The following is a 12,735-nucleotide window of genomic DNA, read 5'->3' as shown; positions in this document are numbered from 1 at the left end:
TCTCATTTAAAGTTATTATTTTGCATCAATAGCGACGCAATATTGTGCCTGCTGATTCATATCACCTACCACTAGTTTTCCATTGACACACAATGTAGGCACAAAATCATTAGCCATATAGTAGTTTCCACCTACATAGAAGACTTCTTTCCATCCCAATTTCTCAAGCACCCAAGCAGCCTGACAAGTACTCATTCCGTCTGCAACGACTGCGCAACCGACCTTATTATCATAAGTAATACCCATAAAAGAGCGGGCACGAGTTCCGTTCCACGCCTCTCCAAGAGCAACCTCCCAATTGGTGGCATCATTGACGTACATTTCCAAACGTGTCATGCAATGCCCATTTCTCACTAACCAAGGATGTCCACAAGCAGCAGATATTACATCCCAATCAGATGCTGTGGTCAGATAGTTGTCTGGGTAAGAGTCATAGTTAGGCATACGAATCATCTTTTCATCCTGAATAGAAGCGTTATAGAATGAAACCCGACCTTCTTCATCGAAGCCTACCGCCGCTCTCCATCCGGCATCACTGGTATTTGTTCTACTTAATACTTGTCCGTTCCAATAAAGCATCGTATTTTCACCAAGAGGCTTTCCGCTCATTGTAATCAGTCCACCCGCGTCTTTTACGGCTATTTGTGTCTGATTATTCGATTTCATCGAAACATAGGCTTTCTTGATATCCATAGTAGCAATGGCAAAAAGAGTATTATTAATAGTCTCCGTTGATCTATTTACACTCCAATCACCGATGTATGCTAGATATTCAGGAACTTTATCCCAAGATACATCCCAACTCCAAGGCGTCTCTGGAGCATCATTTCTCACAGGAACTTTTGCCACTGAAGAAGCGGTATACACCGAAACAAAAGGATATTGCTGAGCATCTATAAAATTATTGGTAACATTGGTAAATCCATAAGATTTCGGATCGCCCATTGCCGTAGCAACATTCAATCTCACTTTATATAAACGATCTATCCCTCCTAATTTAATAATAAGATTTTGAGTAAGATCTTGAGTAAAGTCATAGAGCAGATCACTCACGATCTCAGCTCCCTCCATTAAGGCTCCTTCTTCAAAATGTAGTTCAACCTTGCTCATATCCATCAAACTTTTGTTGAAATTGACCAAAACTTCTTTAGTAGAATTCTGAACGGTAATGTCATTAGGCAAGCCCAATACTCCTATTTTCGTCTCATCGACAATAGGAAATGCCTTGGAAAAAATATTAAACCAGTATTTAACAATACGGTTATCTGGTGCTCTAAAATTCAATACGGGATAATTAGCCATATCTGCTTTGTTTATATCCGTAGGGAAAATTAATTCATAACCATCGTTTAATGCAATATCGAGTTTAGCCTCTGAGAAATTTTCCGCAGTTTCAAAAGACAATGAAAGATGTTTTCCATCTACCACTTCCGCCTGTACTCTTTCGTTATCTACGGTTACAAAAACAGATTTAAAAGGTTGGCTTTGCTCATCCTTTTCATTTTCATCTGTACATGAAGAGCTACATATCATTATACCTATATATAAAATAGGAATAAAGCAGATTTTTAATAATGTGTTTTCTATTTTCATGATAAATAGCAAAATTATTGGTTTAGCATAAATAAATATTAGATAAAAGGAGTTCAGCAACAGAGTGGCTAGGGAGGTTTGTTGTACATCATAATAGATTTGGTTTTAAGATTAACTAAATAAAAAAATGAATTGTCCGGTCAATAGCTTTCCAGACAATTCAAAGATAGGGTACTTTGATAACTAAAAGGTCGAATATTTACCGTAATACTTCTCTAAAGCTTTCAGAATACTTAAAATTGGCAGAATCATCTCCATCAGGATTGCAAACGGTCCATATATTCTTTAGGAGACAATGAGTATTTCTTTTTAAAACAGGTACTAAAATATTTGGGATCGTTGAAACCAACAGAGTAAGCCAGATCTGCTATCCTCATTTTTTTCTGTTCTTCTAACAACTTACATGCAGCGGTTAAACGTACGTTCAATATAAAAATGGATGGAGTCAGCCCCGTTAAGGATTTTAGTTTTTCAGTAAGCACAGTACGAGAAGTTCCCATTTCTCTCACAAACTCCGGTTGTCCGAATTCACAATCGCCCAAATGAGAGTTTACACAATCAATGGCTCTTTGGATAAAACTTTCGTCCATAGAGGTATATTCCAGTTTCCCTACTTCAAAAACGATTTGCTTCCTAAAATCAGCACCTTTCCGCTCTTGTTTTTTAAGAAGGTTCATTATTTGAGCGTATAATAAAGAGAAATTACATGGTTTACTGATATATCCATCCGCTCCCGAATTATAACCCTCTATCTGACTTTCCTCGGTTCCTCTGGCTGTCAATAAGATAATCGGTATATGGCAAAACTCAAACTTGCTTTTAACTGTCTGACAAAACTCTATTCCATCCATCTCAGGCATCATAATATCCGAAACGATCAAATGAATAGAGGTATTTTCAAGTATTTCAAGTCCTTGTTTTCCATTATATGCTGTTTTTACATGGAAATAATTAGCAAACAAATTGGAGAATAACATACACAACTCCTCATTATCATCTACAATCAGGATTGTATAATCAGATTGTACACCATCAATACGTTCCAGTTCTTCCGTATTAGCTCCGCTTTCGCACATTATATATGGCAAACTCGATACAATTTGCGACTTAACAGAATCATCAATCTCATCTTCGTGATAACTTTCTTTAGTGATAGGAAGGACTATTCTGAAACAATTGCCTATATTTTCCTCGCTTTGTACTGTTATCTCTCCATGATGCTTTTCTACCAGGTCTTTCACTAAAGATAATCCGATTCCTGTTCCCATAGTGTGATATTTTCTATAATCTCCTTCATAAAATCGCTGAAAAAGAGTGTTCATTTTACCTTTACTCATAGGTTCTCCGGTATTAATAAACTCTATTTGTATTCTGGAGTCCTCAATCAATCGTAAGTTCACACTAATTTTTCCTTCTTCAGGGGTATATTTAGCGGCATTTGACAACAGGTTATAAATGATTTTATCCAACTTATCCGAGTCGTAATATCCGATGATTATCTCCGGATCACTAAGAAAATCTATCTTTAGTAGTTTTTTTGCAACCAATGGGGCAAAAGCTTCTATGCAGTTCTCAACAGCCTCGGAAATATTTCCGCTAGATACACATATCTTCAGGTTCCCGCTCTCAACCTTTCTAAATTCCAATACTTGTTGGATCAAACGCATCAATCGTGTTGCATTCGATGACATAATTGAGTATAAAGACGACTGATCTCCACTATTATTTCGAAGATTCTCCAATGAAGCGAGAATAATACTGAGAGGCGTCATTAGTTCATGAGTAATATTTGTAAAGAACTGAAGTTTAACATGGTTTATCTCTTCTATTTTCTGTTTTTCAAGCTTACTGATCTGGATTTCATGCTGCATTTTCCAGCGATAATGTATAAAACGAATCACAAAATAGAATAAAGTACCTCCAATTAAAAAATATAATAAATAAGCCCACCATGATTTCCAGGGTTCGGGCAGAATATGAATAGTCAATGTCTTTTCATGCTTACTCCATACTCCACTTGCACTGGTTCCTTTTAATCTGAAAGTATATGTACCGGCAGGTAAATTATTATAAATGGCAAAACGTTGTTGGGCATCCACAACAACTTCTTTTTCATCATAACCTTCCAATTGATAAGAATAAAGATTTTCTTGAGGATTTTCATAATTCAAAATTGAAAATTCAATATAAAAATTATTCTTATCATGTGTCAATGTTATCTCCTTTGTATAATCAATATCATATTTAGTCAGTTTTTCTCTTTTCTTTTCAGGAAAATCTCTCAAAGATTGGTTATGAATCCTAAAATCAGTAAATACCAAAGAATAGAATAAGGGCGTATCCTCAACAATCTGACTTGATTCAAATATTCGAAGTCCTTGTGAACCACCAAATATAATCCTTCCATCGGGCATTTTAAAAGAGGCATTTTTATTGAAGAAGAACTCTGAAGCACCATTAGACACTGTATAATAGTTTATTTTCTCCATTTGGAAAAAGTCATTGACTGCAAATGAAAGTACCGCACTATTAGTTGTAATCCATATCCTTCCATTATCGTCTTCCAATATATTTAATATGCCCTTATTCTCAATGGTTGAAATCGAAGAGACTGTAACAAAGGAATCTGTTTCTTTTTGATAATAAGCCAAACCGCTCCACATCGTTCCCACCCAGATTCGCTGATGGGAATCAACTAATAAACAATTGGTATTGTATATCTCCTTCTTACCTATAACAGGATATTTCTTATATTGTCTTGTAGATAAATTAATCCGACTAACACCTTCATAATTGGTTGCAATCCAGATATTATTCTCTTGGTCTTCTTTAATATCGAATATATTGGAAGACACCAAATCCGTATCAAAATGAAGCCATTCTGACAAGGTATAAAATTGTCCTTGTGTATCCAATATATATACGCCTTTTCTTGTTCCTATCCATAAGTTTCCTTCCGAATCTTCTCTTAAAACATGAATGCAGTCGTCTTTAAACTTACTATTCATGTATTGGTTCAACAAAGTTATTTTACGATCCGTTTCATTATAAAACCAAAGTCCGGCATTCCAGGTTCCAAAACAAATCTCACCATTTTTCCTTTTAATAATTGCATCCACAGTGGAAGTATAAGGCAATGATTTAAATTCCGGAATATCCACGTAGTTTACACAGTTCTGTGTTTCCAAATTATATTTAATCATGCCAAATCCTATAATTCCCATCCAGAATTCATTTTCTCCTGCCTGACAAATACTTCTCACCGAATTGGTTTTATATTTCTCTTTTACAATCTCTAAATTGTCTACTCCATACTTATTACTTTCAGTTTGAATTTTGCAGAATCCTCCTCCAAACATACTAATCCACATAAGATTATCTCGGGTACGTAAAATAGAACTAACTTCATTATAAGGTAAGCTCCCATATTCACCATCCGGAACAAAATTCTCAAAAGAGTTTACATCATTTTCGTTACAAAGAATACTTAATCCACTTCTACTTCCTATCCAAAGTCGATGTTCATTATCCTGTTCTATATCATAAATAATGTCGTCCAGCAACGAGTTGGATTTTTTTTCATCATGAATATATTGTTTATAGTGCATACTTCCAGATGTATAAGGGTTATTCAATTTCAACAATCCTTTTCCCCATGTTCCCACCCATATAGAATGATTTGCATCTTCAAATACCACATTAGCGTTCCTAAGTATCGGATCAATATAAGAATACAGTTTTTTATTTTTAATATCATATCGAAATAATCCCTGCTCCCAAGCCGTAATCCACAAATTCTGCCGGGAATCTTCCATTATAGAACTAATATGCAATACCCTTTTTCCTGAAGGTTCTTTTAAATCAATATATTCAAAATCCTCATCTTTACCTTTTCTAAAGAGACCTTTGTCTCCCCCAATCCACAAACTTTTACCTGTCCCATACAATAAATCAGCAGCATTCAATTGCCCTAACTCATCAGAACGAATATAGGATAACTTACCTGTTACTTTATTTAGTTGATACAAGCCCTTTTCAGTAGCGATCCACAAATTCTTAGAATCATCTTCAACAACAGCATTAAGGTATGAACTAAAAGATTCATCTATTCCATTATAAAGTCCATAAGTAGTTATGCTATATCCATCATATCTAACAAGACCATTATAGGTCGGTATCCAAATATATCCATCTGAATCCTGATACAACTTTCGGACTTCATTAGAAGGAAGCAATTTAGATTGAATAGGAATAAATTTTAAGTCTGATACAGCCTCAGCTTTTAATACTGAGCCACAATAAAAGATTCCCAGTATCCATAGTATTAAACAAAAGCAGAACTTAGGCATATCCAAAGGGTGTTTTTCTATTTTAAATTCACACAAATATAGAGATTTTCAAAGATTATCAAATAATCTGATCTAAATTTTCCCTAAGATTAGCAAAGCTATTCTACTAGCATAATAACATCCTATCATAATTTTGAAGGTATCAAAACAAGCCACTTAATCACCTCTCTTTTGCTCAAATTCCTTAAACATGTGCATTTTTTATGCAGTTTTCTTGTCAGAACCAAGCGTTTGCGTAAATTTGTACGCTGATAGTTAACCGGATAGTTTAGATAGCATAACATTACTACTTGACTACTGGCTGCTAACTTGTAGAAATACTAATACTAAAATTAATAACATGAGTTTGAAAATTGTTGTATTGGCTAAACAAGTTCCCGACACACGTAACGTTGGGAAAGATGCCATGAAAGCCGACGGAACGATTAACCGTGCGGCACTCCCTGCCATCTTCAATCCCGAAGACCTGAATGCTCTTGAGCAAGCTCTTCGACTGAAAGATGCTCATCCGGGCTCCACCGTTACCATTCTGACAATGGGACCGGGACGTGCAGCCGATATTATTCGTGAAGGACTTTTCCGCGGTGCAGATAATGGATATTTATTAACCGACCGCGCTTTTGCCGGTGCAGATACACTGGCCACTTCTTATGCACTCGCTACTGCTATCCGCAAAATTGGTGAATGCGATATTATTATCGGCGGACGTCAAGCTATTGATGGTGATACTGCACAGGTAGGACCACAAGTAGCGGAAAAGTTAGGTTTGACGCAAATTACATACGCAGAAGAAATTCTAGAAGTAGGCGAAGGTAAAATCAAAGTGAAACGTCATATCGACGGTGGTGTGGAAACTGTAGAAGGACCTCTACCTATCGTTATTACTGTAAATGGCTCTGCCGCTCCCTGCCGTCCACGTAATGCAAAATTAGTACAAAAGTACAAACACGCTAAGACTGTTACGGAAAAGCAACAAGGTAATCTTGATTATACTGACCTGTACGACAAGCGTGATTACTTAAATCTGACCGAATGGAGTGTATCCGATGTAAACGGAGATCTTGTTCAATGTGGTCTTTCAGGTTCGCCAACCAAAGTAAAAGCTATTCAGAACATCGTGTTCCAGGCTAAAGAGAGTAAAACCATCAGCGGCAGCGACCGCGACGTGGAAGACTTAATTGTTGAACTATTAGCTAACCACACAATTGGTTAAAGTAATTAAGTAGTACCACTACTTAACTACCAAAAAACATTAATAATATGAATAACTTATTTGTATATTGCGAAATAGAAGAAGGCATTGTCGCAGACGTTAGCCTGGAACTTCTGACCAAAGGTCGTTCGTTAGCCAACCAATTAAACTGCCAACTCGAAGCAGTGGTTGCCGGAACCGACCTCAAAGATATCGAAAAACAAATCCTTCCTTATGGAGTAGATAAACTCCATGTTTTTGATGGTGAAGGACTTTATCCTTATACTTCTCTTCCTCATACTTCTATCCTGGTGAATCTTTTCAAAGAAGAACAACCGCAAATCTGTCTGATGGGTGCTACCGTTATCGGTCGTGACCTCGGTCCGCGTGTTTCTTCTGCATTGACCAGTGGTCTGACTGCCGACTGTACTTCATTGGAAATCGGTGACCACGAGGATAAGAAAGAAGGTAAAACTTACAAAAACCTCTTGTATCAGATTCGTCCGGCATTTGGCGGTAATATCGTTGCTACCATTGTCAATCCTGAACACCGCCCACAAATGGCAACCGTTCGTGAAGGTGTAATGAAAAAAGAGATCCTTTCACCCAATTACAATGGAGAAGTAATTCGTCATGATGTGAAGAAATATGTAGCCGATACAGACTATGTAGTAAAAGTGATCGAACGTCATGTAGAAAAAGCTAAAAACAATCTGAAAGGTTCACCCATTATCATATCTGGTGGCTACGGTGTAGGTTCTAAAGAAAACTTTAATTTACTGTTCGACCTAGCAAAAGAACTTCATGCAGAAGTAGGTGCCAGTCGTGCTGCCGTTGATGCTGGTTTTGCAGATCACGACCGTCAAATTGGTCAGACTGGTGTAACTGTTCGCCCCAAACTCTATATTGCTTGTGGTATCTCAGGACAAATCCAGCATATCGCCGGTATGCAGGAAAGTGGTATTATCATCTCTATCAACAATGATCCGGATGCTCCGATCAATTCGATTGCTGATTACGTAATCAATGGAACCATCGAAGAAGTTGTACCGAAGATGATTAAGTATTATAAACAAAATAGCAAGTAAGGAAAGATGGCTAACTTTTATACAGAAATACCGGAACTCAAGTATCACTTGAACAATCCGATGATGAAACGTATTTGCGAACTTAAAGAACGCAATTACAGAGATAAAGATGAATTTGACTATGCTCCGATCGATTTCGAAGATGCTATAGACTCTTATGATAAGGTATTGGAAATCACAGGAGAGATTACTGGCGAAATCATTGCTCCCAATGCTGAAGGCGTAGATGAAGAAGGTCCTCATTGTGCCAATGGTCGTGTAGAATATGCATCAGGAACTAAGCAAAACCTGGATGCTATGGTAAAAGCAGGATTGAACGGTATGACTATGCCCCGTCAATTCGGTGGCTTGAACTTCCCGATTACTCCTTATACTATGTGCGCGGAAATCGTAGCAGCAGCAGATGCCGGTTTCGGAAATATCTGGTCTTTGCAAGACTGTATCGAAACATTGTATGAATTTGGTAATCCCGATCAGCACAGCCGTTTCATCCCACGTATTTGCGAAGGTGAAACAATGTCTATGGACTTGACAGAACCAGATGCAGGATCTGATCTTCAATCGGTTATGTTGAAAGCTACTTATAGCGAAAAGGATGGTTGCTGGTTGCTGAACGGTGTAAAACGTTTTATCACAAATGGTGACGCTGACATTCATTTGGTATTGGCACGTTCGGAAGAAGGAACTAGAGATGGTCGTGGACTGTCTATGTTCATCTATGACAAACGTCAGGGCGGTGTAAATGTTCGTCGTATCGAAAACAAACTCGGTATCCATGGATCTCCCACATGCGAATTAGTATATAAAAATGCAAAAGCTGAACTTTGTGGTGATCGCAAACTCGGTTTGATCAAATACGTTATGGCACTGATGAACGGTGCGCGTTTGGGTATTGCCGCACAATCTGTAGGTCTGAGTCAAGCTGCATATAACGAAGGATTAGCTTATGCTAAAGACCGTAAACAGTTTGGTAAAGCAATTATTGAATTCCCGGCTGTATATGATATGCTTGCTATCATGAAAGGTAAATTGGATGCAGGACGTGCACTGTTGTATCAAACAGCCCGCTATGTAGATATCTACAAAGCATTAGACGACATTGCCCGCGAACGCAAACTAACCCCGGAAGAACGCCAGGAACAGAAGAAATATGCAAAATTGGCTGATAGCTTTACTCCATTAGCAAAAGGTATGAACTCAGAATATGCCAATCAAAACGGATACGACTGTATTCAAATTCATGGTGGTTCAGGTTTCATGATGGAATATGCTTGCCAACGTATTTATCGTGATGCACGTATTACAAGTATCTATGAAGGTACAACTCAGTTACAGACAGTTGCTGCTATCCGTTACGTGACAAATGGCTCTTATATTACAACGATCCGCGAATTTGAAGCTATTCCTTGTTCACCCGAGATGGAACCGTTAATGTCTAGCCTGAAGAAGATGGCAGATAAATTTGAAGCTTGCACCAATCTCGTAAAAGGGACTCAAAATCAGGAATTACTCGATTTTACTGCTCGCAGACTCATGGAAATGGCGGCAGACTGTATTATGTGCCACTTATTAATCCAAGATGCAAGTAAAGCACCAGAGCTATTTGCTAAATCTGCACACGTATATTTGAACTATGCTGAAGCAGAAATAGAGAAACATGCCAACTTTATCAAAAACTTCGATCAGGAAGAACTAGCTTTCTACAAGAAATAATCGAAAATAGATAAACAATGTAAAAAGCATCCCTTCGCATGAAGCGGATGCTTTTTTAGATCCCTCCTACTTCTATCATATTTCACTATTATTCCTTACTTTTGTATGAAGAAAATTAAAACGATTTTATCTATAATAAAGATATCCTTAACCGTAAAAAGAAGTTAATTAAGTATATGGCAGAAAATTTATTCGTCAAAACAGGAAGTAAAGAAGAGAAATACCGGGAATTACTTCCACAACTATATTCGTTAGTCAGTACGGAAACAGATAGAGTAGCTAACCTCGCAAACTTGGCAGCTGGATTAAAGCAGACTTTCGATTTCTTCTGGGTAGGCTTTTATATGATAAAAGAAGATGAACTTGTACTTGGTCCCTTTCAAGGTCCTATAGCTTGTACACGTATCCGTTACGGCAAAGGAGTTTGTGGTACTGCCTGGAAAGAAGTCCGCACACTAATAGTAACTGACGTAGACCAGTTCCCTGGTCATATTGCTTGTAGTTCCGAATCCAAATCAGAAATAGTAATACCGATTGTCAAGGAAGGAAAGGTCATTGGAGTACTCGATATCGACAGTAATATGCTGAACAGTTTCGATGAAACAGATGCGCGCTATCTGGAAGAAATTTGTACATACATCAACTAATTAACAGGTACAAAAACAAATACAAAAAAACAGAGGCTCCATTCAAATGAATCAGAGCCTCTGTTTACTATAAATAGGGATATTCAGTAAATGTCCCTCTTTCTTATAAATTAAGAGAACAGTTTTACTTTACGTGAGCTTTTCTCTTAATTTTTTTGTGTAAAGTCTCAAGTCTTGTATCTTTTTAATAGAATATTATTTACATATTCTTATTCTTTCTTCCCAACGGTACATTATGTATATGTCTTTTTAGGGGAAGTTAAAAACCTCTCCTCTTTTCTTCTTCTTCTTTTAGTCTGATTATGCAGCCGTTCTTTTTTTCTTTTCGACCTTTTCTATCATAGATACCGCATTGGCCGTATGTATTCCAAAGAAAATCCAAAGTATTTCCGTTTTCCTGTTTCTGGCTTTTATTCTGGCCAGTGAGTAATGTTGTTTCTGCGTTCCAAAACTTCCTTCCAGGCGGGTAGCCCTTTCACGGCTGAGTTCCGACCGTAAGATTTTCCGAAGTGGCTCATCTTTGGCAGCTCTTCCCTTACGCTTAAAGGAAGTACTTATATGATATTTAGTACAAAATTTCCGGTTGGCATTATTAGCATAGATTGAATCCGCTGCAAGCGCCTTAACCCTGACCTTGGTCAGTTGTTGTTGCAAATGAATACAGTCTTTCAAACGTACTCCTTCGTTAAAAGCCTTAAAGGAGATATGTTCTATGAAGGAGATTCCATCTATCTGTATATTGTTGACCTTGGCTCCGAACTCAACGGATTTGGTTTCCTTGCCTCTGATAATGGGGCGAAGGTAATGCCGGTCGATACTCACGATACGGTTGGACACTTTTTTGCCTGCAAATAAATTCTTCCCTTGCTCAAGGACCGTCTGTATGACCGAGAAACGCCTTTGGTAATCAGAGGATAGTGTAAGCCTGTGCCTGTAGGATGAATGAAGCTGCTCCAGCTGGTCCAGTAGCTTTTCCAATAACTGAAGTAGCCTGCGTTTAATCATACGGGTCTGTGATTTCCTGCGTTTACGCAGTTTACTGTAAGCAAGGTAGGCACGGCTTACATCAAGATACTTGTTACGGGGACGTTGTATGTGCAATGTACGGCAATGTTTGCACAGATGGCGATGAAGCCATACAATACCTTCCCATAAGAGTTTGACATCAGTAGGAAAGCGCAAATGACTTTCATAACAGGTGGCATCGGTCATACAGACATGAAGGTTCTCAAGATAAGGTTTCCAATGCTCAGCCAGAATAAGCTGGAGGGACTCAATATCAAGGCGGTCCGCTACTTCCTGACGAATCGCACTGACGATTTTAGGATTGGTCAGTGGATGAAGAGGATCAATCTGAACACCACAAAATAACTGGTAATGAATATTACCGTTTAAATGCTCAATCAGTTGTGCATCGGAAAAGTTGGTATAGGACTTCAGGACCATCAAGGCTATTTTACCTTCGGGAGAAAAATAACTTTTACGACCCAAAGCAGAGGACTTCAAATGCATTTGCCGGGCCAGTTCCGAGAAAGGAAACAGAGCATGGAGGCGACCTAATTCGCTCGTTGCAAAACTTTGACGATATTTTTTTAGCATATCGAACTCGGTAAAACCTAAACAAGGTTCGATTTCGGATATTTTTTGTATCTTTACCATGTCTTTTTAGTTTAGATTACCCCCGTTTTGGCCGTCAAACCGTTTTTTGGGGGGAATGCTTAAAGATACAAAAAAGGCAACTAACTCGCAATGAATTAGTTGCCTTAAATTTTATTATTTTACGAATATCCCTAAATAGAGCCTCCGTTTCTATCAAACAGAGGCTTCATTTTATCACCAATCTATATCTTCGATTTCATGTCCTCGATACAGCAAAAGTTGTTTATGAAGTGAATCTAGTTCACGTCTCATATCTTCCATTCTTTCCAGCAAATGATGAATAGCGTCGATACCTTCCATATTAATGGATAAGTCATAATACATCCGACTATAACGCTCCACCTCAGGAAGTTGTGACACGAGCAGATAATGCTCGCCACCTTCGGCACGTACTTCAATCAAACCACCTTCTTCCAACAAATCTATAAATGAAGGCTCAATATGACATTTGTGACAGTATTCACTGACAATAATTAATTCGGTCTGCATAGTGC

Annotated in this window: 8 protein-coding genes; 4 read left to right on the top strand and 4 right to left on the bottom strand. The window is 37.9% G+C overall.

What is annotated here, in order from left to right:
- Positions 1-15 precede the first annotated feature (15 nt).
- Positions 16-1,593 (bottom strand): phosphodiester glycosidase family protein, encoded by a 1,578-nt coding sequence (locus CZ225_RS06620; RefSeq protein ID WP_129585760.1) that lies wholly within the window; start codon positions 1,591-1,593, stop codon positions 16-18.
- 257 nt (positions 1,594-1,850) lie between these two features.
- The gene (locus CZ225_RS06615; RefSeq protein WP_077153455.1) at positions 1,851-5,942 is read right to left on the bottom strand and encodes a hybrid sensor histidine kinase/response regulator transcription factor; all 4,092 of its coding nucleotides are present in this window, start codon (positions 5,940-5,942) and stop codon (positions 1,851-1,853) included.
- Positions 5,943-6,282: 340 nt separating this feature from the next.
- On the opposite strand from CZ225_RS06615, the gene CZ225_RS06610 reads away from it, so the two are divergent.
- The 4 genes from CZ225_RS06610 to CZ225_RS06595 all read left to right on the top strand — a co-directional run bounded on the left by CZ225_RS06610 (position 6,283) and on the right by CZ225_RS06595 (position 10,582).
- The gene (locus tag CZ225_RS06610) at positions 6,283-7,155 is read left to right on the top strand and encodes an electron transfer flavoprotein subunit beta/FixA family protein (RefSeq protein ID WP_073350263.1); all 873 of its coding nucleotides are present in this window, start codon (positions 6,283-6,285) and stop codon (positions 7,153-7,155) included.
- 47 nt (positions 7,156-7,202) lie between these two features.
- Positions 7,203-8,222, top strand: coding sequence for an electron transfer flavoprotein subunit alpha/FixB family protein (locus CZ225_RS06605; protein WP_025075962.1), 1,020 nt, complete (start codon positions 7,203-7,205; stop codon positions 8,220-8,222).
- Between the two features lie 6 nt (positions 8,223-8,228).
- Positions 8,229-9,935 (top strand): acyl-CoA dehydrogenase family protein, encoded by a 1,707-nt coding sequence (locus CZ225_RS06600; RefSeq protein WP_077153454.1) that lies wholly within the window; start codon positions 8,229-8,231, stop codon positions 9,933-9,935.
- A 176-nt stretch (positions 9,936-10,111) separates the two neighbouring features.
- Positions 10,112-10,582 carry a GAF domain-containing protein gene (locus tag CZ225_RS06595; protein WP_077153453.1) on the top strand — a complete coding sequence of 157 codons (471 nt, stop codon included), beginning with the start codon at positions 10,112-10,114 and terminating at the stop codon, positions 10,580-10,582.
- A 300-nt stretch (positions 10,583-10,882) separates the two neighbouring features.
- Here the strand turns inward: CZ225_RS06595 and CZ225_RS06590 are convergent, their stop codons facing one another.
- A complete protein-coding gene (locus tag CZ225_RS06590; RefSeq protein ID WP_077153452.1) occupies positions 10,883-12,241 on the bottom strand; it encodes a transposase in 1,359 nt (452 codons plus the stop codon).
- A 174-nt stretch (positions 12,242-12,415) separates the two neighbouring features.
- Positions 12,416-12,730 (bottom strand): chaperone modulator CbpM, encoded by a 315-nt coding sequence (locus CZ225_RS06585; protein ID WP_077153451.1) that lies wholly within the window; start codon positions 12,728-12,730, stop codon positions 12,416-12,418.
- Between the last annotated feature and the right edge of the window lie 5 nt (positions 12,731-12,735).

The organism is Bacteroides bouchesdurhonensis (genome assembly GCF_900155865.1).
In the GTDB taxonomy this organism is placed as follows: domain Bacteria; phylum Bacteroidota; class Bacteroidia; order Bacteroidales; family Bacteroidaceae; genus Bacteroides; species Bacteroides bouchesdurhonensis.
Note: the sequence above shows the minus strand (reverse complement) of the source record. Positions and strands in the feature narration are given on the sequence as shown.